25 protein-coding genes are annotated in these 23,737 nt (G+C 68.5%); 12 read left to right on the top strand and 13 right to left on the bottom strand.

Features of this window, described 5'->3' with window-relative positions; all coding sequences use genetic code 11:
- The first annotated feature begins 41 nt into the window (after window positions 1-41).
- The 3 genes from ABH933_RS31985 (at window position 42) to ABH933_RS31975 (ending at window position 2,718) form a co-directional block, all read left to right on the top strand.
- On the top strand, window positions 42-1,235 hold the full coding sequence (locus ABH933_RS31985) for an aldose epimerase family protein (RefSeq protein WP_429423421.1): 1,194 nt from the start codon (window positions 42-44) through the stop codon (window positions 1,233-1,235).
- A gap of 373 nt (window positions 1,236-1,608) precedes the next feature.
- Window positions 1,609-2,241 (top strand): helix-turn-helix transcriptional regulator, encoded by a 633-nt coding sequence (locus ABH933_RS31980; RefSeq protein WP_429423420.1) that lies wholly within the window; start codon window positions 1,609-1,611, stop codon window positions 2,239-2,241.
- 150 nt (window positions 2,242-2,391) lie between these two features.
- Entirely contained in the window at window positions 2,392-2,718 is a 327-nt protein-coding gene (locus ABH933_RS31975) for a hypothetical protein (RefSeq protein ID WP_215916881.1), read from the top strand.
- Window positions 2,719-2,782: 64 nt separating this feature from the next.
- Here ABH933_RS31975 and ABH933_RS31970 read toward each other — a convergent pair whose 3' ends face one another.
- From ABH933_RS31970 to ABH933_RS31955, 4 genes are all read right to left on the bottom strand, one after another.
- Window positions 2,783-3,595: an ATP-binding cassette domain-containing protein gene (locus tag ABH933_RS31970; protein ID WP_429423418.1), complete on the bottom strand. Its 813-nt coding sequence runs from the start codon at window positions 3,593-3,595 to the stop codon at window positions 2,783-2,785.
- Window positions 3,592-4,569 carry an ABC transporter permease gene (locus ABH933_RS31965; protein ID WP_429423417.1) on the bottom strand — a complete coding sequence of 326 codons (978 nt, stop codon included), beginning with the start codon at window positions 4,567-4,569 and terminating at the stop codon, window positions 3,592-3,594. The genes ABH933_RS31970 and ABH933_RS31965 overlap by 4 nt, the downstream gene beginning before the upstream one ends.
- A 72-nt stretch (window positions 4,570-4,641) precedes the next feature.
- Entirely contained in the window at window positions 4,642-5,760 is a 1,119-nt protein-coding gene (locus tag ABH933_RS31960; RefSeq protein WP_429423416.1) for a substrate-binding domain-containing protein, read from the bottom strand.
- Window positions 5,761-5,843: 83 nt separating this feature from the next.
- Window positions 5,844-6,998, bottom strand: coding sequence for a mandelate racemase/muconate lactonizing enzyme family protein (locus tag ABH933_RS31955; RefSeq protein WP_429423415.1), 1,155 nt, complete (start codon window positions 6,996-6,998; stop codon window positions 5,844-5,846).
- A 77-nt stretch (window positions 6,999-7,075) separates the two neighbouring features.
- Between ABH933_RS31955 and ABH933_RS31950 the strand changes: the two genes are divergently transcribed.
- The 4 genes from ABH933_RS31950 to ABH933_RS31935 all read left to right on the top strand — a co-directional run bounded on the left by ABH933_RS31950 (window position 7,076) and on the right by ABH933_RS31935 (window position 10,786).
- Window positions 7,076-7,798: a FadR/GntR family transcriptional regulator gene (locus ABH933_RS31950; protein ID WP_429423414.1), complete on the top strand. Its 723-nt coding sequence runs from the start codon at window positions 7,076-7,078 to the stop codon at window positions 7,796-7,798.
- 3 nt (window positions 7,799-7,801) lie between these two features.
- Complete coding sequence (locus ABH933_RS31945; RefSeq protein ID WP_429423413.1) at window positions 7,802-8,758, top strand: U32 family peptidase; 957 nt, start codon at window positions 7,802-7,804, stop codon at window positions 8,756-8,758.
- A gap of 133 nt (window positions 8,759-8,891) precedes the next feature.
- Window positions 8,892-9,926 (top strand): zinc-dependent alcohol dehydrogenase, encoded by a 1,035-nt coding sequence (locus ABH933_RS31940; protein ID WP_429423412.1) that lies wholly within the window; start codon window positions 8,892-8,894, stop codon window positions 9,924-9,926.
- Complete coding sequence (locus tag ABH933_RS31935) at window positions 9,923-10,786, top strand: SMP-30/gluconolactonase/LRE family protein (protein WP_429423411.1); 864 nt, start codon at window positions 9,923-9,925, stop codon at window positions 10,784-10,786. Before ABH933_RS31940 ends, ABH933_RS31935 begins: the two co-directional genes overlap by 4 nt.
- On the opposite strand, the gene ABH933_RS31930 is transcribed toward ABH933_RS31935, so the two are convergent.
- Together ABH933_RS31930 and ABH933_RS31925 are read right to left on the bottom strand one after the other, a co-directional pair.
- On the bottom strand, window positions 10,746-11,963 hold the full coding sequence (locus ABH933_RS31930; RefSeq protein WP_429423410.1) for an amidohydrolase: 1,218 nt from the start codon (window positions 11,961-11,963) through the stop codon (window positions 10,746-10,748). The two genes, ABH933_RS31935 and ABH933_RS31930, sit on opposite strands and share 41 nt — an antisense overlap.
- Window positions 11,960-13,393, bottom strand: coding sequence for an MFS transporter (locus tag ABH933_RS31925; RefSeq protein ID WP_429423409.1), 1,434 nt, complete (start codon window positions 13,391-13,393; stop codon window positions 11,960-11,962). The genes ABH933_RS31930 and ABH933_RS31925 overlap by 4 nt, the downstream gene beginning before the upstream one ends.
- A gap of 141 nt (window positions 13,394-13,534) precedes the next feature.
- Between ABH933_RS31925 and ABH933_RS31920 the strand changes: the two genes are divergently transcribed.
- The 3 genes from ABH933_RS31920 to ABH933_RS31910 all read left to right on the top strand — a co-directional run bounded on the left by ABH933_RS31920 (window position 13,535) and on the right by ABH933_RS31910 (window position 15,877).
- A complete protein-coding gene (locus ABH933_RS31920; protein WP_429423408.1) occupies window positions 13,535-14,542 on the top strand; it encodes an Lrp/AsnC family transcriptional regulator in 1,008 nt (335 codons plus the stop codon).
- A 243-nt stretch (window positions 14,543-14,785) separates the two neighbouring features.
- The gene (locus ABH933_RS31915) at window positions 14,786-15,739 is read left to right on the top strand and encodes a TauD/TfdA dioxygenase family protein (RefSeq protein ID WP_429423407.1); all 954 of its coding nucleotides are present in this window, start codon (window positions 14,786-14,788) and stop codon (window positions 15,737-15,739) included.
- Window positions 15,740-15,877, top strand: a complete 138-nt coding sequence (locus tag ABH933_RS31910) for a hypothetical protein (RefSeq protein ID WP_429423406.1) — start codon at window positions 15,740-15,742, stop codon at window positions 15,875-15,877. It begins immediately after the preceding gene.
- Window positions 15,878-15,890: 13 nt separating this feature from the next.
- Here the strand turns inward: ABH933_RS31910 and ABH933_RS31905 are convergent, their stop codons facing one another.
- The 5 genes from ABH933_RS31905 to ABH933_RS31885 form a co-directional block, all read right to left on the bottom strand.
- A complete protein-coding gene (locus ABH933_RS31905) occupies window positions 15,891-16,589 on the bottom strand; it encodes an urease accessory protein UreD (protein WP_429423405.1) in 699 nt (232 codons plus the stop codon).
- Window positions 16,579-17,328, bottom strand: coding sequence for an urease accessory protein UreG (gene ureG / locus ABH933_RS31900; RefSeq protein ID WP_429423404.1), 750 nt, complete (start codon window positions 17,326-17,328; stop codon window positions 16,579-16,581). The genes ABH933_RS31905 and ureG overlap by 11 nt, the downstream gene beginning before the upstream one ends.
- Before the next feature lie 80 nt (window positions 17,329-17,408).
- Entirely contained in the window at window positions 17,409-18,041 is a 633-nt protein-coding gene (locus ABH933_RS31895) for an urease accessory protein UreF (RefSeq protein ID WP_215916865.1), read from the bottom strand.
- A 45-nt stretch (window positions 18,042-18,086) separates the two neighbouring features.
- A complete protein-coding gene (locus ABH933_RS31890; protein WP_429423402.1) occupies window positions 18,087-18,953 on the bottom strand; it encodes an SDR family NAD(P)-dependent oxidoreductase in 867 nt (288 codons plus the stop codon).
- Between the two features lie 247 nt (window positions 18,954-19,200).
- Window positions 19,201-20,709: an MFS transporter gene (locus tag ABH933_RS31885; RefSeq protein WP_429423401.1), complete on the bottom strand. Its 1,509-nt coding sequence runs from the start codon at window positions 20,707-20,709 to the stop codon at window positions 19,201-19,203.
- Window positions 20,710-20,796: 87 nt separating this feature from the next.
- Between ABH933_RS31885 and ABH933_RS31880 the strand changes: the two genes are divergently transcribed.
- Window positions 20,797-21,474 (top strand): TetR/AcrR family transcriptional regulator, encoded by a 678-nt coding sequence (locus ABH933_RS31880; RefSeq protein ID WP_429423400.1) that lies wholly within the window; start codon window positions 20,797-20,799, stop codon window positions 21,472-21,474.
- Between the two features lie 427 nt (window positions 21,475-21,901).
- On the opposite strand, the gene ABH933_RS31875 is transcribed toward ABH933_RS31880, so the two are convergent.
- A complete protein-coding gene (locus tag ABH933_RS31875) occupies window positions 21,902-22,309 on the bottom strand; it encodes a nuclear transport factor 2 family protein (protein WP_429423399.1) in 408 nt (135 codons plus the stop codon).
- 97 nt (window positions 22,310-22,406) lie between these two features.
- Here ABH933_RS31875 and ABH933_RS31870 point away from each other — a divergent pair, with 97 nt between their 5' ends.
- Window positions 22,407-22,970 carry a PadR family transcriptional regulator gene (locus ABH933_RS31870; RefSeq protein ID WP_429423398.1) on the top strand — a complete coding sequence of 188 codons (564 nt, stop codon included), beginning with the start codon at window positions 22,407-22,409 and terminating at the stop codon, window positions 22,968-22,970.
- Between the two features lie 99 nt (window positions 22,971-23,069).
- Here the strand turns inward: ABH933_RS31870 and ABH933_RS31865 are convergent, their stop codons facing one another.
- Entirely contained in the window at window positions 23,070-23,732 is a 663-nt protein-coding gene (locus ABH933_RS31865) for an O-methyltransferase (RefSeq protein ID WP_429423397.1), read from the bottom strand.
- Between the last annotated feature and the right edge of the window lie 5 nt (window positions 23,733-23,737).

Here is a 23,737-nt window from a genome sequence, read left to right as displayed (position 1 = left end):
GCTCGGCACGGGGGATTTCGATGAGAGTGCAAGGAGCGCCCATGCGCGGCAAGACATTACTGCGACTACTGGCCATCGCCGGGGTCGTCAGCCTGGCCGGATGCAGTAGCACCGCAACGAAGAACACGGCCGACAGCAGCGGCGCGAACACACCCGCCGCCGCGCCCGCGATCACCAGCGAGCCGTTCGGTCAGGTGAGTGGTACGGCGGTGAGCCGCTACACCCTGACGAACGGTCACGGCATGCGGGTGCGAATCCTGACCTACGGCGGCATCATTCAATCCGTCGAGGTCCCCGACAAGTCCGGGCACGTCGACAACGTGACGCTCGGCCTCCCGACCCTGGATTCCTACCTCGCCCTCACCGGCTCGGCAAAGACCTTCTTCGGGGCCATCATCGGCCGCTACGGCAACCGGATCGCCAAGGGCACGTTCACCCTCGACGGCATCCAATACCATCTGCCGATCAACAACAACGGCAACAGCCTGCACGGCGGCACCGACGGCTTCGATACCAAGGTCTGGCAGGCAACCTCGCTACAGGGCGGCGGCACGGTCGGACTGAAGCTGCAATACACCAGTCCCGCAGGCGAAATGGGGTATCCGGGCACCCTGTCGACCACGGTCACCTACACCCTGAATCAGAAGAACGAGCTGAAGATCGACTATGCGGCGACCACCGACGCCCCGACGGTGATCAACCTGACCAATCACAGCTACTTCAACCTGGCCGGCGAGTCCGCGCTCAACGTCTACGACCAGAAGGTGACGATCAACGCCGATTCGTACACCCCCACCGACGCGACCCAGATACCCACCGGGCAGATCGTCCCGGTCAAGGGCACCCCGTTCGATTTCACCACGCCCACCGCGGTCGGCGCGCACATCAACGCCGATGACCCCCGGCTGCTGCTGGCTCAGGGCTACGACCACAACTGGGTCATCAACCGCGGCAGCAGCACCGGGCTCGTCGAGGCGGCCAAGGTGGAAGATCCGGCGTCGGGCCGCACACTGACGGTGTCGACCACCGAGCCCGGAGTCCAGTTCTACACGTCCAATTTCATCGTGGGAACCTTCACCGGCACCAGCGGTCACATCTACCGCCAGGGCGCGGGAATGACCTTCGAGACCCAGCACTACCCCGACTCCCCCAACCACGCCGACTTCCCCTCCACCACGCTCAATCCGGGCCAAACCTACAACTCCACAACGGTTTTCGCTTTCGGAACCGCATAGACGGCAGTGCGGGCCGCGCCGGCGCACCCGGAGCGGCCCCCGGGCCGAGCCGGAGACGGTCTGGAGATCTGCCTCGGGCTGATCACCCTGCAGGTGTGCTTCACCAGCGGGTCGGTCCGAGAAATACGCCAGTGGACCATGCGCTGCCTCGACGCCACGCGGGAGGCGATCCCACGGCCCACCGAACTCCAGATCGGGGCCATGGCCACCATCGCCTCGATCGCGCGATCGTCTCCAGGATTCCTTGGGAAAAGGCGTGTGCCGAACTCGTCAGGTCGGCCGTGACCCGATTCGGCAACCCGACCGAAGCACTGGCCCTGGAACGGTCCTCGCTGGCGTATCACCTCGCCACCAACGAGCAATGGGCCGCGGTATGGCTGGTGCAGTGGTCGCCATGGCCCTCGAAATCGCCCACCTGGCCGGCGGCACCACGACCCTGCGAGCCAAGCTCGGCATCGACACACAGGCGTCGGGCCCCCTCCTCGACGAATCCGAGAAGGCTATCGCCGCCGCCCACCGGGTACTGGGACCCGATGCCTACGCCGCGGCAGCGGCCTGGGGCATGCGTCTGCGTCCGGAGCGCAACGAGGTACTGCGGCTGGCGCTGGGCACACTGACCACCGAGACGTCAGCGGACAAGGCCCTCGAATCGCACTGGTACGACCTGTCCCACACCGAACAGCAGGTTGCGATTCTGGCCGCGGCCGGGTGGATCACCGCCGCCATTGCCGGCCGTCGTGGCAAGTCGCCCCGGACCGTCGACGCCCAAATCTCGGCCATCTTCCGTAAGCTGGACATCACCTCGCGCGGACATCACCGCGCACATACCCGGGGAATTCGCCGACCAGGTCCGGCGCGAAGCCACCCGGCGACCGCACTGACCGGACGAGACGGTCGTTGTTCGATGCGTAGCCGGTCACGACCGTGTTCGGCCCAGGCGCGCGGCGCTGCCGGGAAGGCGCTTGGGTCCGTGACTCGACCGCAGGTACGTATCAAGTATCGGTAGTCCCTAGGTATGTTACCGATGCACTCTTGCTATCATCGGCGCATGATGGTAGCCGTGTGGCGAGATGGCCGCACAGCGACAACAGATCCATCCGGCTCACCACGCAATGTCTCCGGTGGCCGGCCGACGCCAACCGGAACCGAATCACCCATGACTACTGTTCTACTACCTCTGGCATACGGATACCTGCGCGACGATCTACTCGGTGACGGCGACTCGAATTCGATTGAAGACCGGCTACGCAGGGCCGCCCGGTCGCTCGGCTTCGAACTCGCCACGGTATTTCATGAGCCCTCGCCCCAGAATGGGACGCTGCCGCCCGCGTTCGTCGATCTCGTCCAGGAATGCCGGCGAGCGGCGGCACATGTGGTGATAACCCTCCGTGGGCACCTGTCCGAAATGGCAACATGCAAGATGGTGCTGCTGACGATTCTCGATGTGCGTGCCGGCGCCGCGGTGCACGAAGTGGAGATCTGATCCGATCCTGCGGGCCGCCCCGGCTTCCGGAGCGGCCCGCATCCCCTCATTCGCTGGTCGCGATTCACCCGTCCGACGCGCGCGGCAGCCGGTATTCGGCATGCACCAGCGCCAGCAGCTCCTCCACCGAGGTCTCGGCGGAGGGCTTGTCGAAGGTGATCTCGCCGTGCTGGAGCAGATTCACCCGATCACACACGTCCACGACCTGGCTGTAGTTGTGCGCGATCAGGATGATCGCCAGATCACCCTGCTGCTTGAGCCGATCCAGCAGCTGCAGGATCTGCCCGCCCTCCTTGGCGCCCATGGCCGCGAGTGGCTCGTCGAGCAGCAGCAGCTTGGCATCGGAGTGCACCGACCGGGCCACCGCGATGGCCTGGCGCTGGCCACCCGAGAGGGACCCCACCTCAGCGGTCACCGACGGAATGTTGATTCCGATGCGGTCCAGGGATTCTCGCGCCTTGCGCTTCATCTCCGCCCGGCGCAGGAACGGCAGCGGACGATGCACGAGTTCCTTGTTCAGGTGCAGGTTCAGGTACACCGGAAGGTCCGGGACCAATGCCAGATCCTGGAACACCGTCTCGATGCCGAGCGACCGGGCGTGCACCACCGAGCGCAGCCGAGTCTGGTTGCCCTCGAACAGCAGTCGGCCTTGGTCGGGTTGATGGAATCCGGTCAGGATCTTGATCAGCGTCGACTTACCCGCGCCGTTGTCTCCGATGAGTCCCAGGATTTCGCCCCGGCGCACATGGAGATTGATATCGCGCAGCGCCTGCACCGCACCGAACCGCTTTCCGACGTGCTCGGCGCGGATGATGTCATCGGAATCACCGCCGCCGGACACGTTGTCCGGCACGGGATTCGAATCGGACTCTGTCATGTGCGACTCACTCGCTTGCGTAGGTGACCGAGGTACACGTTCAGCAGCATCGCGATCACGATCGCGATACCCAGCACCACGTCGAAGGTATTGGCGTTGACCCCGGCCAGGGCGAAGCCGTCGAAGACGATGCCCAGCAGTATCGAGCCGAGCAGAGCGCCGACCACGGTGCCGCGCCCGCCCAGCAACGCGGTGCCGCCGATCACGGCCGAGGCGACCGCGAGGAACATCGTGTTCGGGCCGCCGTTGGTCGGATCGAACGATCCCAGCCGCAGCCCGTCGATGATGCCGCCGAGGCCCGCCAGGGTGCCGGCGATCGAGAAGTTCACGATCTTCACCAGATTCACCCGGATACCGGCCTCGGCCGCCCCCACGGGATTACCACCGGTGGCCTGCGTGCTCACGCCGAATCGCGTGGCGGACAGCAGGATCTGCATCACCACCACGATTCCGAGCACCCACAGTGGCTCGGCCCAATGGGCCTTGCCGAACAGCTGTACCACCCAGCCCGAGGACGGCGCGGCGACCGGTGCACCGTTCGACATCAGCAGCGAGATACCCTCCAGCAGGAAGGAACTGCCGAGCGTCACGATGAACGACGCGATCCCGAACCGAGTGGTGACGAAGCCGTTCAACGCGCCGATTCCCGCGCAGATCGCCAGCGCCAGCAGCACCGCCAGGATCAGTGGGGTGCCGCCGTTGTAGAACGACATGAGAATGAACGGCGACAGGGTGAACATGAAGCCCGTCGACAGATCGATCTCGCCGCAGATCAGCAGCATCACCTCGCCCGCGGCCACGATCGCCCACGGCGCCAGGTAGTGCACGATCGTGAGGTAGTTGTCCGAGCTGGTGAACCCGTGGGTCGTGCCGCTGAAATAGATCGCCACCGCGACGGTGGCGATCAGGATGCTCAATTCCTTCTGCCGCACCAGCGGTTGCAGCACGGCGGCGCCGAAGGTCCGTTCCGTCACGCCGCCGCCACCTCTGCCGCCGGGGTCGCCCGTGCCCGTTGTCGCAATGCTCTGCGCACCATGCACGCTCACTCAGATCTGCACGGTCGAGGGCTGCGGTAGCGGGATCGCCGAGGGCATCGTGCCGAGGTTGTGCCCCTGCTGGCCCTCGTACGCGCTGCCCGTGTTGTACGCCGCCACATTGCCTTTCGTCACGAAGGTCAGGCCCGTGTCGGTCTGCGGCGGCGCGAGCAGCGTGCCGGACACCCGATACAGGTACAGGTACAGCACCGACAGGAAGCCCTGCATGTAGGCGGACTGGTCGATGGTGAAATCCAGTGCGCCCGAGGCGACCCCCTTGATCGTGTCGGACAGCGTGTCGAAGCCGCCGGCATGCACCTTGCCCGCGATGTTCTTGCTCGAGATCAGCTGGGCGATCGAGGCGGTACTGCCCGCGTCGACGGCGTACAGGCCCGCCGCGTCGGGCTGACCGGCGTACGCGGCGGTCATCGCGTTCAGCTCACCGGCCTGCTCCGCACCGGTATTGATCGACTTGACCACCACATTCGGCGCGGCCTGCTTCAGCGCCGCGGTGAGCCCGTCGAGGCGGGGCTGCAGATTGTTCGCGCCCGGCTGGGCGATGCCGACCAGGATCGTGCCCGAGGTGACGGTCTGCGCGATCCGCTGCCCCATGAGCAGCCCGGACTGGTACAGATCCTGCCCGATGTATGCCAGCGGATAGTTGCCCGGCGCGGTCGCGTTGTAGGCGACCACCGGAATGCCCTTGGCCAGCGCGGATTTCGTGGGCTCGATGAAGGCGTTGTTGTCGGTCAGCGGGATCGCGATGCCCGCGGCGCCGGAATTGATCGCATTGTCGAAGGCACTCACCATCTCCGAGACGGTGCCGTTCTCCGAGCCGGTCCACTGCGGGGTCGGCAAGCCCAGCAGTTTGGACGCATCGTCGAGGGCGGTGCGGGTCGGGATGAAGAACGAGTTCGTCGTGACGTGGTTGACGAAGACGAACTTCCATCCCGGCGTGGACGGGAAATTGCCAACGCCGCCACCGGATTTCGTGCCTGTCGCGCTCGCGCAGGCCGAGAGCAGCGAGCCCACCGCCGCGGCGCCGCCCACGCCACCGAGCAGCTTCAGCGCTCCGCGCCGACTGGCGGAACCGGTGATCCGGGCCGCCGTATCGGAAACATTCTCTGTCATCAGGAATTCCTCATCTACCAACTGTCCCGGATGTACCCCGGGTGTACTTCGTGTCGTCCGGCCGCGCCGGACCGGATCGAAACTCAGTCATCGGCCGCCTGGCGGCGCTCCCAGCCGGTGCTGAACAGGTTGAAGTTCACCGGCTTTCGCGGATGGTCCGCCAGCTTCTCGTGATCGAGCGCGATGCCCAGACCGGGCCCCTGCGGCAGCGGGAAGTACCCGTCGACGACCTCGGGCAGGCCCGGGCAGCATTCCTTGACGAAGACATCGGCGAAATCGTTGAAATGTTCCTGCACCTTGAAGTTCACGGTCGTCGCGGCCAGGTGCAGGTTCGCGGCGGTGGAGATGGGTCCGCCGACGTTGTGCGGGGCCATCAGGATGTAGTGCGATTCCGCCGCGGCCGCCAGTTTCTTCGCCTCCCAGAGCCCGCCGGAATGCGTGATATCGGTCTGCAGGATGTCCGCGGCCTGCAACTCGAACAGCTCCCGGTAGTCGAACCGGGTGTGCATGCGCTCGCCGGTCGCGATGGGAATGTCGGTGTGCTCGGCCACCTTCGCCAGCGCCCTCAGATTCTCCGGCGGCACCGGCTCCTCGAGCCAGGCCGGACGGTACGGCTCGAGCAGACCGGCCAGGCGGATCGCGGTGGCCGGATTGAACCGGCCGTGCATCTCGATCATGATCTCGACGTCGGGCCCGACCGCGTCGCGCACCGCCGCCACCAGCTCGAGCGAGCGCGCGGTCTCGGCATTGTCCAGCTCGAACATGCCCGCGCCGAACGGATCCAGCTTCAATGCCCGGTAGCCGCGCTCGACGACCCGGCTCGCGGCCGCGGCGAACTGCTCGCCGGTCCGCTCCACCTGGTACCAGCCGTTGGCGTAGGCCTTGATGCGCTCGCGCACCGCACCGCCGAGCAGGCGGTACACCGGGACCCCCAGCGCCTTGCCCTGGATGTCCCAGCAGGCGATCTCGACCGCGGCGAGCGCGGACATCGCGATCTCTCCGGCCCGTGCGTAGTCCAGGCGCATCATCCGGTGCACCAGCGATTCCACCTCGAAGGGATCGCTGCCGCGGATGTGATTGACGGTAGCCTCGGCCAGGAACCCGAGCAGCGCATCGGTGTGATTGAGCATGCGGACCTCGCCCAGCCCCGTCACGCCCTCGTCGGTCTGGACCTCGAGGATGGTGAGATTGCGCCACGCCGTGCCCAGGACGTGGGTGGTCAATCCGGTGATCTTCATCAGTTTTCCTGTCGTGCAGTCGAATCGAAGGGTACAACGCTTTGACATTTACCATCCAATCATTCGATGATTTAGTCATGACCGATTTCGCGGGAGGCCCACTGGGCAGGCATCGCACGATGCACGGGCGGGTGGTGGACCTGCTGGGCGCACGGGTGGTCTCGGGCATCTACGCCGAGAACGCCCAGCTGCCCAACGAATCCGACCTCGCGTCCGAGCTGGGGGTGAGCCGGGGGGGCGTGCGGGAGGCCGTGAAGGCGTTGGCCGCCAAGGGTTTGGTGGATCCGCGGCCGCGCGTGGGCACCAGGGTGCTGCCGCGTTCGGCCTGGAATCTGATGGACCCCGAGGTGATCGGCTGGCACAGCACCGATTCGTCCTTCGTGCGCGACCTGCTCGAGCTGCGGCTCATCGTCGAGCCGGGTGCCGCGCGCCTGGCCGCCGAGCGGGTTGACCCCGCCCAGATCGCTGCCATGACCACCGCTTACGACGCGATGGCCGAGCATGCGTCCCAGTTACCCGAGCGCTCGTCCGAATTCGTCGCCGCGGACCTCGCCTTCCATCTGGCGCTGCTGCGTGCCAGCGGAAATCAGCTGGTGGAACAGCTCGGGCGGCTCCTGGAGACCGGACTGCAGCACGGGCTGGAGGCGACCAGCGAGCTGCCCGGCGGGGTGGAGCGCACCCTGCCGATGCATCGGGCGGTCCTGGATGCGGTGCGCCGCCACCGACCCGAGGCCGCCGCGAAGGCGAGCAGGCAATTGATCGAGACCACCGCCGCGGCGATGGCGGCCCGAACGGAGTAGCACATGCCCGGACGAGTACGAGATTTCCTGCGGGCCGGGGGTTTTCCCGAAGCGGACGGTCCCGCCCCGGCGTCGAGCACGAAGCGCTTTCCCGACGGCGCCCAGTACCGCGTCGAAATCCCCAGTGTGGAGGGGCCCGCGGTGCTGGAGGCGGTTCTGCAGGAGGCCGCGGCGCGAGATGTGCTGCTGCACCGGATCTCCCAGGGCAGCGGGGTCATGCTGCTGACCGATACCGAGCTCGCGGCGATGGCGGCCCTGGGCGCGCGGGCCGCGGTCGAGGTGAGCCTGTTCGCGCGGCCGCTGGCCGGATGGGCCACGGGGGCCGCGGCGCTGGCGTCCGGCGCGGGTGCCCTCGCCGCGCAGGCCCGCGGTGCCGAGCAGCTGACCCAATGCCTGCTCGACATCGAGCGGGCAGCCGATTTCGGGGTGCGCAGCGTGCTGATCACCGATATCGGAGTGCTGGCCACCGCCGCGCGGATGCGCGCGGAGGGATACCTGCCCGCCGATCTGCAATTCAAGATCAGTGTGCAGATGGGCCTGGCGAATCCGGCGTCGATCCGGATCGCGCAGGACCTGGGCGCGGACACCTACAACGTCCCCACCGACCTGAGCCTGTCCCAGCTGGCCACGATCCGCGCCGCGGTCGACATTCCGCTGGACATCTACATCGAGGCCCCCGACGATCAGGGCGGATTCGTGCGGCACTACGAGATCGCCGAGATCGTGCGCGTCGCCGCGCCGGTGTACCTGAAGTTCGGGCTGCGCAACGCTCCGAACATCTACCCCAGCGGCACGCATCTCGAGGCGACCGCGGTGGCACTGGGCCGCGAGCGGGTGCGCCGCGCGCGCATCGGACTGGATCTGCTGCACCGGTTGGACCCGGATACGACCACCTCCGAGCGGGCAGCGAAGGGGTTGGCTGTGCCGGTTCCGGCTGCGAATGCCGAGGTCCCGAGATGATGTCCCACGCACACGTGGATGCCGGTAGTCAGCGGTCGGCCGAGCACCTCCACTCCGAACTCGGCCCGGACATCCGCCGGATTCCGTACCCGACGCCGAGCTCATTTACCTCGCGCAGACACTCGGTGGCGCTGTGCCGCAGCCGTTTTCACCGAGCGGCCCGCTGATGTCCTCGCGGGCGGTCTACGTCGACGCGCCGGGGCAGGTGCGGGTCGCGGAGATGGCACCGCGCGAGCCCGGGCCGGGAGAGGCGCTGGTCCGGGTAGCGTGGGCGGGTATCTGCGGATCCGATCTGGAGGTGGTAGCGGGAACCCGGCCCGCGCCGTATGTGTCCTATCCGGTGACGCCGGGACACGAGTGGTCCGGGACGGTGGACTCGGTCGGCCCGGATGTCGCGCCCGGTCTGGTCGGCAAAAAGGTTGTGGGCGAGGGCTTTCGCTCGTGCCTGCGCTGCGACGCCTGCCGTAGCGGGGATACCAATCTGTGTGTGAGCGGTTACGCGGAGACCGGATTCACCGATCCCGGCGCCTGGGCCGGCTACCTCACCCTGCCCGCGCGGCTGCTGCATGTACTCCCCGATGCGGCCGATCTGCGGGCCGCCGCGGCGCTCGAGCCGGCGGCGTGTGTCGCAGCGGCATGTCTGAAGATCGCCGTACAGCCCGGCGAGCGGGTCGCCGTGGTCGGCGCGGGTACCCTCGGGCTGCTGGCCACGCAGTTGCTGGCGGCTGTGTATCCGGGGGCACTCACCGTCATCGATCGCCGGGCGGAGCGTGAACCTCTGGCCCGGCTCTGCGGCGCAACGCATTTCACGACGCACCCGACCGATTCCGGCGCGCGTTACGATGCGGTGCTCGAGGCCGCGGGCGGCACGGCGACCGCGCGGCTGGCGATCGGGCTGGTGCGCCGGGGCGGGCGAGCGGTGCTGACCGGCATTCCGGCCGGGCCGGCGGACCCGATCTCACCGTCCGATCTGGTGCTCGACCAGATCACCGTGCACACCGTATTCGGCGCGCCCTCGCGCGCGTGGACCTACGCGGTGCGTGCCTTCGCCGCCGGAGCGCTGAATCCGGCCCCGCTGATGTCGCGGGAGTTCCCGCTCGAGGAGGTTTCGATGGCCCTGCAGGCGCTGCGCGACGGCGATTCGGTGAAAGTGCTGCTACGCCCGTGACTCTCGCAGAACAGATCACCGCGCCGGTCGCCGATCACGGTGAAGGCCCGGTATGGCACCACGGCTGGCCCGGCCTCCGCTGGGTGGACATGCTCGCCGGTGACGTGCTCGAACTCCATTCCCGCACAGGCGAGATCCGCCGACTCGGGGTCGGCACGGTGGCCGCGGCCCTGCGCCCGCGCGCGGACGGCGGCGTGGTGATCGCGATCGAGCGCGGATTCGCCCTGGCCGACAACGATTTTCACACCGTCACGCCACTGCCCGAACTCTGGTCCGATCCCGGCATCCGGATGAACGAGGGCGGCTGCGATCCGGACGGCCGGTTCTATTGCGGCTCCATGGGATACGACGCGGCATCCGGCGCGGGTGCCCTGTATCGGCTCGACCCCGACGGCACCACCCGCGCGGTGCTCGGCGGGGTCACCATCTCCAACGGCCTCGCCTGGAGCCCGGACGGAACCACCGCGTACTACGTCGACACCCCCACCCAGTGCATCGACGCCTTCGACTACGATTCGGAATCCGGCCTCTCCCACCGCAGAACCGCAATACGGATTCCCGAGGAGTCCGGCTCCCCGGACGGCCTGACCGTCGACGCCGACGGCAACATCTGGGTGGCCCTCTGGAACGGCGGCGCGGTCCATCAGTACTCCCCCACCGGCACCCTGCTCGACATCATCCACCTCCCCGCCGCCCAGGTCACCGCCTGCACCTTCGGTGGCCCGAACCTGAACGAGCTCTACATCACGACATCCCGAAACGGCCTGGGCGACAATGCCGAACCGGCGGCGGGCGCACTCTTCCGCGCCACCCTGGGCGTCACCGGCCTGCCGACCTCGACCTACCGCGGCCCGGGGTAACCTGTCCGCCGTTCGATGTGAGCCGGCCTCGTTGGATCGGATCCAGGGCCGCCGCCGCCGCGGCCATGGCGAGGCCGAAGGCGCCGTCGAGGACGGCCCGGTCCGCGGAATCCGATGCGCCGTGCTCGGCGAAGGCCGCGGTGTGGTGGGCGGCGCCGTGGACGTCGTAGCCGAGGAGGGGATGAATGACCGGCACGACATGGGACACGTTGCCCATGTCGGTGGAGGCGATCGCGTCGGTGGTCACCGCCACGGTCCGGCCACGACTGCGCATCGCATTCCGGTATGCGCCGGAAAGGAATTGGTCCTGCCGCAGGTCCGCGAAAGCATTGCCGGTCCTGCTCACCGTCAGCTCCGCGCCGGTGGCACACTGCCCCGCGGCGAGACAGCCGTGCACCCGGGACTCGACCGCTCGCAGGGTCGCGGCGTCGGGAGCGCGCACCTCGATCTCGAGCCGGGCGCGGTCGGGGATGACATTCGTGGCGCTGCCACCCTCGACGGCGATCAACGAGACGACGACCCCGGGTGGAAGCTGCTGTCGCGCAAGGCCGATGGCGGTCTGAGCCACAGTGATGGCGTCCAGCGCGTTCACACCGTCGAACGGTGCGGTGGCGGCGTGGGCCGGTCGGCCGCGGTAGAGCACGTCCCACTGCGACATGGCCAGCGAGGTCCCGCCGACCGCGTCGACGGCGGCGGCGTGGGCCATCATCGCGAAGGAGACGTCGTCGAAGAAGCCCTCCTCGAGCAGGTCCACCTTGCCGCCGGTGGTTTCCTCGGCCGGGGTGCCCAGGACCTTGACCGTCAGCCCCAGCGGCTCCGCGACGACCGCGAGCGCGAGCGCGGCGCCCACCGCGGCGGCGGCGTTCACATTGTGCCCGCAGGCGTGTCCGATGCCGGGTAGCGCGTCGTACTCGACGCAGAGTGCGGCCGTCAGGCCGCCGTCGCCCGATCGAGCGCTCAATGCCGTTGAGGCAGTGGGCTGTTCGGCATCGAGCGTGAAACCTTCGGCGAGCAGCAGCTCGCGGACGCGACGCACCGCGCGTTCCTCCTGGCCGCCGAGCTCGGGGTCGGCGTGCAGGGCATGACTGAGGGTCAGGATCGACGAGCGCACCTGGGACAGCCGTTCGGTGATGCCCTCCGCGATGTGCGGGGGTACACCCGGGACGTCGACGGTCATGCCGGAATCTCCGCCGCACCGGTCTTCATCGCTCGCGGGTACGCCGCACCGATGACGCCGGCGAACGCGGCGGCGACCCCGAGGACCGCCCAGATCGACAGCATCCCGGTCTCGGTGATCCGCCCGGTACCGGAGACGAACGCCGCGGACAGCATGCGCACCACCGCGGCGCCGACCGCGATGCCCACCGACAGGGCGAGCTCGTTCAGGCCCGCCGCGGACGAGGTCTCGTGCACCGGCACCGCCTCCACCGACAGCGCGCGGGTAGCGGCCTGATACGTGCCCAGGGCGAGGTTGAAGAACGTGAAGCCGGCGATGTACAACGCCAGGGACCGATGCCCCAGGGCCATGGTCGCGAAGCCGCCCGCGAGCAGCACACCGGCGACGACGAAGCCGCTGCGATCACCGAATCGCGCGAGCAGGCGAGCGGTGGAGACCGATGTCAGCAGCGACCCGATGGACGTGAGCGCCAGCACCAGGGCGATGGCGAACGACGACATCCGGAAGCCGTAGCCGGCGTCGGCCGGGTCCGCGTGGAGAAATATGTCGTTGGTCCCGAAGTAGCTGATCGATGCGAAGCCGAACAGGAAGGTCGAGCCGGTGACCACGCTGAGCCGCCGGATTCGCAACATGCCCAGATCGAGGAAGCGGCGCCCGGGGGTATGCGCGTAACGCAGGTCCATGCGGATCCACGCGATCAGCAGCAGCACGCCGGCCACACCGGACCCGAGCGTCTTCGGATCGGCCCAGCCCCAGTCGGGTCCCATGGACAGCGCCACCACGAGGCCGATCAGCCCCAGCGAGCAGGCGCCCAGCGGCAGCACGGCGAGCGGCTCGCGCGAGGGTGTGCCGGCATCGGGGATGACGAACGAGCAGATCACCGCGGCGGCCGCGAACGGTACCGCCACCCAGAAGCCGAGCGTGGGATCGTGCTCGCTGACGATGCCGGCGAGCAGGCCGCCGCAGCCCACCATGATCATCAGGATGCCGATCAGCACGCTGACTCCGGTGCGCGTATGCGCCGGGGCGGCCGCGCGCATGATGCCCATCATCAGCGGGATGAATCCGACCACGCAGGTGAGCGCAACGACCCCGACGGTGACCGTGAGAAGGGTGGGGTGCACGGCCATCAGCAGGGCTCCGAGCGCGACCACCAGGGTTGACCAGCGCAGCACGAGGCGGTAGCCGTAGCTGTCGCCCAGCCGGGACAGGATCGGCGTCAGCACGGCGAAGCTGACATTGGAGATCAGGAACAGCCCGTTGATGGCGGGGTCATCGATGCGGAAGACGGGGCCGAGCGCGGGCAGGATCGGATTCAGATAGCCCTGCGTCACGCCGCTGAGCGATTCGATCACCGCCATGGCCGCGAGGGTTGTGGCTATCGTGCGGCCGACCGGCGGCGCCACTGCTGCCGGAAGATTGCGAACCATGTCGACTCCTTCGTACTTCCCCGACACCCGGCTCGGCAAGCTCGCGGAGCCGGGCGCCCGATTCATGAGGTGGATCACACCGTATGGTCGAGGTTGCATAACGCGGAGAATTGAGGGGAATCAGCCATCGAAGGCAGGACAGTGCAGGATTCATCCACATTCGATGAGATCGATCTCGAGATCATCGGTGCCCTCCAGGTCAATCCGCGCATCGGCTGGGACGCGCTGGCCCAGGTGCTCGGGTCGTCCGCGGCCACCGTCTCGCGGCGGTGGGCGGCGTTGCACGACGCGCGCCTCGCGTGGGTCACCCCGGCCCCCGGGCCCCGCTATCTAGCGGCCGGCTGGTCGGCATTTCTGCAGATCGCGGCCACGCCGAACGCGCATGAGGCACTGCTGGAGCAGCTGTGCGAGGAGCCTGCCTTCGCCACCGTGTCGCTGGTGTCCGGGCGGTACGACATCCTGGTGGACTGCTTCGCCTCGTCCCCGGCGGAGCTCACCGACGTCGTCACCGCGTCGTTCGCGCGATTGCCCGGAGTGATCCGTCGCGATGTGCTCTTCACCGCGGAGGTGTACCGGCAGGCCACCGAGTGGCGCAGCGGGGTGCTCGAACCGTCCGAGACCAGGAGCCTGACGACGCCCCCGCACACCGCGTCTCCTGGCTTCTCCCCCGATCGGATCGACCGGGCCATGCTGGCGTCGCTGACGCACGATGGCCGCGCGAGCCTGGCCACGCTGGCGCAGGAGTGCGGTATCTCACCGCAGACCGTGCGGCGGCGGCTGGACCGGATCCTCGACGCGGGCTACGTGGCCCTGCGCTGTGACGCCTCCTCCGACGCCAGCCCAGGGTTCCGGGAGGTCACGCTGCTGCTCAACGTGCCGGCCGACGATATCGCCACCGTCGGCCGCTATTTCGCCGACCTGACCGCCTGCCGGGTCAGCGCCCATGTGATCGGCGCGGAAAATCTGCTGGTCACCCTGTGGGTGCGGAACTATCTCGAGGTCCGCGACCACGAGCGCGTCCTCGCCCGGCTCGCGCCGGGCAGCACGGTCGTCGGCCGCCAGGCGGTCATCCGCACCTACAAGCGTCTCGGTCACGTGCTGGATGCCCGGGGCCGGCGCACCCGGTACATCGCGTTGCCCCTGGGGTGATCTTCCCGGCGTCGATCGTCATTCCTGCCCCAGGGCGGACGGCACCGGCGTTCCCGATGCGAATCTGCGCCTTCCCGACCGGGTCGTCGAAGGGAATACGCAGCGTCTCCACCTCGGGGTCCGGACAGTAGGTCGCGTCTTAGAGAACCCAGAGTTGCCCCCTTCGTAGTCACGCGACTACAGTAATGAACACGCAAGTGTAGTCAAACGACTACATCTCGGAGTTCGAGGAAGAAGGTTGCGATGACAGTCGTTGTCGACAAAGATCCCGCTGCAGGATTCGGTGCTCAGCCGGTCCAATTGCCGGGCTACCCGGTGTGGTCGGGGCCGTTCAGCTATCTGGCCGCCGAGCGCGATCGGCTGGCCGGACTGCAGTGGGAGCATTTCGATGCCCGCCAGGTGGCCGCGACGATCGGCGCGGAGATCTCCGGGGTGGATCTGACCGCCGAGCTCCCGAATTCGGTAGTGGTCGAACTGCGTCGGGCACTGCACGAGTACAAGGTCCTGTTCTTCCGGGACCAGCCGTTCACCCCGGAACAGCAGGTGGCCTTCGCCCGTCGGTTCGGCAAGCTGGAGGTCCACCCGTTCATCCCGTCCAACACCGGTCAGCCGGAGCTGGTGCGGTTCGAAAAGAGCGCGCAGGTCAGCGGATTCGAGAACGCGTGGCATCACGACGTGACCTGGCGGGAGCAGCCGTCGATGGGCGCGGTCCTGCATGCGATCTCGGTGCCTCCGATCGGCGGCGACACGTTGTTCTCGGACATGTACGCCGCCTACGACGCCCTCGACCTCGACACCCGTGCCCTGGTAAAAAACCTCGATGCCGTACACGATTTCACCCGCGCGTTCGGCCATATGCTCGACGAGGAGAAGCGCAAGGAGATGCGCGCGCAGTACCCGCCCGTCCTGCATCCGGTCGTGTGCACGCACGCGGTCACCGGCCGCAAGCACCTCTACGTCAACCGGGTGTTCACCGACCGGATCGAGGGCATGGACCTCGAGGAGGGGCGGGCACTGATCGATCGCCTGTGCCGCACCGCCGATGCCCCCGAGCACCAGGCGCGGTTGCAGTGGCAGCCCGACACCGTCGCGTTCTGGGACAACCGCGCGGTGCAGCACTACGCCGCCAGCGACTACTGGCCCCGGATCCGGGTCATGGAGCGGGCCTCGATCGTCGGCCCGCGTCCCGCCCGCTGAATGGGAACCCGCACCGGCCGGCCCGAGCGCTCACCCGGGCCGGCCGGGGTGCGCACCGCGGCAAAGACGCTGGCACGCACGATCGTCGCGCATGGCCGGTCGATCCCCGATTTCATCTGCGTTGATATCAGCCACTGACATGCGACGCCATTCACACGAGCGCCGAAGCAGCGACACGAAGGTCGGCGTTGTCGACGGGTTCGTCCGACAGCCGGGGCCCCGTCCACGTGTACAGGGTGCCGCCCGCGGCGAGCTCGAGTAACACCGAATCCAAACCGCTTGTGCGCGACGGAGTGTCGTCGGGATAGCACAGGACGCTGGTCAACGCCCGGGGCGCGCGGAGGGCGTCGTCGGCGGGTGCGTCCATGCCGAGTTCCAGGCGGTGCCGAAGCAGGGGCGTGTCCGTGATATCGGCGATCAGGTCGCCACCCCAGTGGCCGAAATCCTCGCCGGTGCGGCCGATCTGGATGCGCTCGCGCAGGCGCAGGCGGGCATTCGGGGCCAGCAGGATGGTGCTGGCGGATTCGTGTGCGGCCCCGCCCGCGACGATCGTCGGTTCCGGGTCGAAGTCCAGCTCGGCCTGCTCACCGACCTCGAAATGCCAGTGCGCGTGCGAGATTCGCGTCGTGCGGCCGGGCAGGGCGATCGTCGCTGCCACCGAGCGCACGCGCAGGCGGGCGCCCGGTTCGACCACTATCGTGATATCGAGCCGGTCGCCGCCCAATGGTGTTGCGGCCGTGCCGATCAGGTGGACCGTGTCGGGGCCGGTGTGCCGTGCGGCCAGCCCGCCCGTGGCGTGGATCCGCGGCAGGACGCCGGGGCGGGCGACGATGCGTAGGTCAGTGTCCAATGGTCGAACCCGCGGCCGCGCTCGCCTCGGGAGCGGCGGCGGACCGCGCCTGCGCGTCCTGTGCGGCGGCCGCGCGCAGCTGCTCGCGCACCCAGGCCAGCACGGGGGACGCGGCCGGATCCTCGGTGAGCGAGGTGAACACGAACGGGCGGCCCTGGCGCACCTTTGCCGAATCGCGATCCATCACCGCCAGATCCGCGCCGACCATCGGGGCCAGATCGGTCTTGTTGATCACCAGCAGATCCGAATACGTGACGCCCGGGCCGCCCTTGCGCGGCACCTTGTCACCGCCCGCGACGTCGACCACGAAGATCTGCGCGTCGATCAGGCCGGAGGAGAAGGTGGCGGTCAGATTGTCGCCGCCCGATTCGACGAGGATCAGGTCCAGCGGCGGATTGGCATCGATCAGGTCGTCGATGGCATCGAGGTTGGCGGTGATGTCGTCACGGATCGCGGTGTGCGGGCAGCCGCCGGTCTGCACCGCGGTGATCCGCTCGTCCGGCAACACGGCGTGGCGACGCAGGAAGTCGGCGTCCTCGGTGGTGTAGATGTCGTTGGTCAGCACCGCCAGCGACAGCTCGTCGCGCAGCTGGCGGCACAGTGCGGCGGTCAGCGCGGTCTTGCCGGACCCCACCGGGCCGCCGATGCCGATCCGCAGCGGCTCGCCCGGTGTGCGCGTGCGCTTGGGGCGGTCGTGGCCGTGATCGTGCGGTTCACCGTCGATCAGATGTGGGGGCATATCGGTAACTCCTCTCGCCCGGTCATCCTGCCCGATCCGCATGACGGGCCTGTTACCCGACCGCATCGACGAGTCGGTTGCTAGGACGCGAACAGCGGCATTTCACGGTCGGGATGGCGCTGGGCGAGCAGGTCCTGCAGCGGATCGGACAGCGCGGCCGGGCCGCGCACCGCCGCCGCGGCGGTGGCGTCGCACAGCTCCGCGAGCCGGATGGTGCACGCGGCGACCGCGGCCGGATCCAGGGCCAGCAGGCGCTGCGCGGCCGTCGCGGCGCCGGTCATCGTGGTGTAGACGACGACCGCCGCGATCTCCCGTGGGCTCACAGCCGCGGCGATCCCGACCATCCCGAATACGGTCGACTGATGCGGACGCGATCGCAACGCGGCCCAATCATGCTGCGGCCATACCTGTTTCGCCAGTCGCAGCAGGCCCCGGCCCTGCGCTCGCGAGGCAGCCCGCGCCGCCGGTGCGGGCGTGCGCGCATCGGCCTCGGCCTCCGCCCGCGCGGGTTCCAGCTCCCCCGCGCAGACCGCCGCCGCCAGCGACGCCGCCACCAGCCCCGAGGTGCGAATCCGCCGCCGCAGATACAGCTCCACCGACGCCACATCGCGCACCAGCCCGGAGGTCACCGCCTCCTCGACACCGCCGGAATGCACGTGCCCGCCGATCGGCAGCCTCGAATCGGCCAGGGTCAGCAGGGTCGCGATACTCATTCGCGCATGTCCGGGTCTTGCATGCGTCCGAGCATAACCGCCTGCTCAGCGGCGAAAGGTCCGCGACATGAAGCGCTGCGCGGAACCGCGCGTGATATCCGACCACGCCTGCACCGGCCCGCTCCACCACGGCGAGATCTCCACCGGCTTCGCGACGACGGCATGGCAGACCACGTCGGCCGCCTCCTCGGCGGTCAGGCCGGGCATGTTGCCGAAGTTCGTGGGCGCGCTCATCCGGGTGTGCACCAGCGGCATGTACACCGAGGTGGTGGTGACGTTGTCACGGGCGATCTCGGTGGCGACGGTGCGCAGCCACACGTCGAAGGCACCCTTGGACGCGGCGTACGCCGACCAGCCCGGGGCCGGCGGCATCCGCAGGCCCCAGGTGGAGATGTTCACGATGTGGCCCGCACGACGCTCCTGCATGGTGGGCAGCAGGGTGAGCAGCAGCCGGACCGGGCCCAGGTAGTTGATGTCGATGGTGCGAGTGAAGTCGTGGAAGCGGTCGTAGGACCGGTCGATCGCGCGGCGAATGGACCTGCCCGCGTTGTTGATCACGATATCGACGTGTCCGTGCGCGGCGAGCAGGTCGCGCCCGAGCCGATCGGTGGCCTCCAGGTCGGTGAGGTCGGCACGGTAGACGTGCGCGACACCCCCGGCATCCGCGATCTCCGCGGCCACGGACTCCAGCTCCTGCATCGACCGCGCCACCAGCAGCACGGTCGCCCCGGCCGCGGCGAGCTTGAGCACCGTCTCGCGCCCGATCCCGTGCGAGGCACCCGTGACGAGCACGACCTTCCCCGACACCGCCTCGCGCAGGGCGTGCTCGCGCGGGCGGAAGGTGGGATACAACAGCCGTGTCGCAACCCGCTCGGCCAGCGGGCGTCCGTTGCCGGACGGTGTGTCGGTCACGACTCCACCTCGCTGGCGCTCGGCTCCGTCGCGCCCGACGCGGACTGCGCCCATGGTTCGCTCCGCTGCGCTCCACTCACGACTCGACTCTATGCGCAGGCGGTGATCTTCGCGCCCGAAAAGTGGAGTAGATCCCGCCTCCCGAGGCCCGGCTCCGGCTGCGGCACACCGTGATCACCACCGCCCGCGGCCTGTCCCCGCCAATCGCCGGAGTCCGCAGGTCTTCGACGGTCTCCCAGCAGCCCGCCTACGACCTCGTGACACCGCGGTCCGCTGTGCCGGTCTGCGGCGTGTGGGCCGCCCGGCGCCGCCCCGCGAACACCGCGATCACCGCCATGATCGCCATCAGACCCGCGCCGGTGGCCGTCGCGGCATGCAACCCGTCGACGAACGACGAGCGTGCGGCGTGCGCGAGGGCCGTATCGCCGCCGGCGCGCAGCAGCGTCTCCCCCAGCGTCGGCGCGTAGTGCCCGCCGGACCGGAACACCAGCGCCGCAAGCGATCCCAGCAGTGCCAGGCCCAGACCGTTGCCCAGTTCGAAACTGGTCTCGGAGATGCCGACGGCCGACCCGGCCCGCTCGGGCGGCACCGAGGACACCGAGACCTCCGACACGAGGGTGAACATGATGCCGTAGCCCATCCCCGCGATAGTGGAACCCGCGATGTACCAGCCGATTCCGCCGTCGACGCCGAGTCCGACGAGCATCAGGGTGCCCGCGGCCGCCGCGCTCATCGCGATCACGAACGCGGCGCGCGTGCCGAGGCGCCGGGCCACCCGTGCGCCACCCATCGAGCAGGCGAAGACCGCCGCCGCGGCGGGGATACCCAGCACCGCCGCGGTGAGCACGTCCTTCCCGGCCACCGACTGCAGATAGGTGCTGACGAGGTAGCTCGAACCCGCCAGCGCCATCATGCCGACCGTCGAGGTGCCGATCGCGACGGGAAACAGCCCGCGCCGGAACAGGCTCAGGTCCAGCAGCGGTTCGGCCAGGTGGCGCTGCCGGCGCACGAATGCCACCAGCACCACCAGCCCGAATACGCCGAGCACCACCGCGAGCGCGTCGATTCCCTCGGCCGCCATCCGTTTGATCGCATAGATCACCGGCAGGATTCCGGCGATGGACATCGCTACGCTCAGCAGATCCAGCGGCCCTCGCGCGACCTCGCGATGTTCGGGCAGGACGAAAGGACCCAGCGCCAGCAGCACCAGCAGCACCGGCGTATTGATCAGAAAGACCGAGCCCCACCAGAATTGATGCAACAGCAGACCGCCGATCAGCGGCCCGGCCGCCGAACCGCCGGCGAAGAAGGCGGTCCAGATGCCGATCGCGGCGGCACGGCGGCGCGGATCGGGAAACAGGCTCGAGATCAGCGCCAGGCTCGAGGGCAGCAGCGTGGCCCCGCCGATCCCCATCAGCGCCCGCGCGGCGATCAGCACCGCCGCATTCGGGGCGAAGGCCGCCAGCACCGAGGCCAGGCCGAAGAAGCTCGCCCCCGCCAGCAGGATGTTCCGCCTGCCGATCCGATCGCCCAGATTGCCCATCGTCACCAGCAGCCCGGCGAGCAGGAATCCGTAGATGTCCAGGATCCACAGCTGCTGGGTGGCATCGGGATCCAGGTGCGCGGTCAGCGTCGGCATCGCCAGATAGAGCACCGACATGTCCATCGACACCAGCAGCACCGGGAGGATCAGCACGGCAAGGCCCAGCCAGGCGCGCCGCGTAGTCGCGGGCACGCCGGTGTCGATATCGATCATCACCTATCCTTCGAGTCGTGCGTACGATGTACGCGGTAGTCTGGGTACAGCGTACGCAGCCCGTCGGGAAAACGAAAGCGAGTTCATATGGGCACATCGCGCAGCGAGCCCGACACCAAACTCACCCGCGCTGCCATCGTCGACGCGGCGATCGCGCTGGCCGACGAGGCCGGGGTGGACGCGGTGTCGATGCGGCGCATCGCCGACCGGATGGGTGCGGGTGCGATGTCGCTGTACCGGCACGTCCCGAACAAAGACGCGCTGCTGGCCGAGATGACCGACGAGGTGGCCCGGCGCAATCCGTATCCCGATCCGGAGCCGGGCTGGACCTGGCGCGACCGGGTGCGCATCGCCGCCGACATCGATTGGCGGCTGTACCGGGAGCATCCATGGGTGCTGTTCACATTCGCCGTGCCGAGGTACAACTTCGGCCCGTCCAGCCTGGCCTGCCTGGCGTGGCTGGTGGACGGATTCGGCGAGCTCACCGGCGATCCGCACGAGGCCACCCGGATGTCCCTATCGGTGTGGAGCTACATCGCCGGCATCGCGCTGCAGCAGGTCAGCGCCTCGATGCTGGCGCGGCGGGACGGCGATCCGGAGGAGACCTCGGGATTGTCCGCGCTCTTGGAGGGCACGCCGCGGTGGCCCACGCCCACGTCCCTGGCCGCGCTCGAGGGCACCGGCCGCGGCGATCTGCTCGATCCCGCTCACCTGCTGCGCTCCGGCCTGGATGCCATGTGTGACGGTTTCGAATCGGGGCATTGATCGGTACCGACCGCCGAATTCGTGCGGGGCTCGACGCGCCGCACGTGGAGTGTCACACAAAGGAGTTGATCGGCCCGCCCCGATTGATACGCCTGCGCGGCATCGTCTGCACCGACGCATCCCGTGCGGCCTCGCACGGTGCGCGGATCCGCACGCACCGCCTCGGACGACACTTCCAGCTGCCCGCGGATCAGCTGCAGAGTCGGCCGACGCCATGTCTCAGGCAGTTGGTCGACCAGCTCATGCAGCTTGTCAACCGCGGCGCTCATGGTGGCGAGGGCAGCGACTTGCCGCAGCGAATGTCGCGGTCAGCTCGCCATTTCGAGCCATGACCATCCATGCCCCTGGCACCGATGGCGCTTTCCAGGCCGTCCAATTCAGCGGGGAGATCGTGGCGACAACCCCGCCCCGTCCGGCATGCCGCGACTCAGACGGCGGGATAGAAGCTGCGGCCGTTCGCACCGCCCGACACCGACCACACCTCGACGATCTTGCCGTCGACGAAGCGCAGGATGTCGGTCCCGCTGATGTCCATCACACCGTCCGCCGTCGGGCGGCTCGCACCGTAAGGCCGGGCGATGATGCCCGAGCGTTCACCGTCGGCCTGCACGACCGGCACCCCCTGCGCCTCGTATCGCAGCCCGGGCCGTTCCGCGCGGAACTGGTCGATCCGCTTCGCCAGCGCCTGCGGATCGCGGATGGTGTCGAATGCGTCCGCCCCCGGCTGCGCATAGCGCAGGGTCACCTCCGGCGCGATGATCTCCTCGGCGACCACGAGAGCGCCGTTCCACAGCACGACCCAGCGCTCGAACAGCTCGATACCGAATTCGCTCATCACACTCTCCCAATAGTCTCATTGATACGGTTTCGACGGTATGAATGTATAGTCTCAATGAGATGGTGTCAATAGGAAGACGGAACGGGAGGCGACAGTGCCCGAGCTCGGACTGCAGGACCACGTCGTACTGGGCCTGATCGCGCGGCACGGCCCGCTCACCCCCTACGAGCTGAAGGCGCGGCTCGAGGAGGGGGTCGAGTATTTCTGGCCGATCCCGCACGCCCAGCTGTACCGGGTGCCGGTGCGGCTGGCCGAACAGGGACTCCTGCGCGAGGAGGCCGAGCAGACCGGACGGCGGCGGCGGGTCTTCCACCTCACCGACTCGGGCCGTGCGGCGCTGCGGCACTGGTTGTCCGATCCGGTCTGCCCGCCGCCCGAGACCCGCGATCCCGCCCAGCTGAAGCTGTTCTTCGCCGATCTGGGCGCACCCGGTGACGTGGTCGCGCTGGCCAACGGCCAAGCGGCCGAGCATCGCCATTGGCTGGAGCAGTACCGCGCACTGCATGCCGCGATCGACCCGTACGACAGCGCCCGGGCCGAATCACGCGCCCGGATACTCGAGCTGGGCATTATGCACGAGCAGGCATACATCGATTTCTGGGAAGATCTGGCGCGTCGTCCGAAGCGCTCACCCGTCCGAAACGTCGGCAACGACTAGGCCAGCCCTGGGTGTCCGGAGACAATCCGACCGGTCCGCGAACACCAGGCGACGACCCGACCGATCCCAGCTCATTCGCCCCGTTCTGGGCGGCAAAGCTCACTCGACGACGATCGCGTACGCGAAACCGTCCCATCCCTTGCTCCCGACGGTCTGCAGGGCGGTCGCATCCAGGCGGGGTTCGGCGGCGAGCAGTTCCAGGACCTCGCGGCTGGCGCGGACCATCTCGTCCGGGGAGTCCGCGTTGGCGATGCCGCCCGCGCGGACCACATTGTCGACGATGACCACCGAACCGGGGCGGGTCAGGCGCAGCGCCCACCGCACATAGTTGGCGTTGTTGACCTTGTCGGCGTCGATGAAGACCAGATCGAACGGTTCGGGCCGCTCCGCCTCGAGGACGGGCAGGCTGTCCAGGGCCGCACCGACCCGGATCTCGACGCGCTTGCCGACACCGGCCCGGTCCAGATTCCCCCGCGCGACCTCGGCATGGTGTTCCCGGAATTCCAGCGTGACGACCTGCCCCTCCTCGCCGACCGCCCGCGCCAGCCAGATCGTGCTGTAGCCGCCGAGGGTGCCGATCTCCAGCACCCGCCGCGCCCGGATCGACCGCGCGATCAGGTTCAGGAATTTCCCCTGCGGCGGCGAGACGTCGATGGGCGGGAGCCCGGCGGCCGAATTCGCCTCCCGCACAAACGAATCCCCGTCCCCAACCATGGTCTGCACCAGATAGTTGTCTACCGCGTCCCACTCGGAATTCGTCATACCAC

This window comes from Nocardia sp. GP40 (assembly GCF_050434125.1).
Lineage (GTDB): Bacteria > Actinomycetota > Actinomycetes > Mycobacteriales > Mycobacteriaceae > Nocardia > Nocardia albiluteola.
This window is presented reverse-complemented; position numbering and strand designations above follow the sequence as displayed.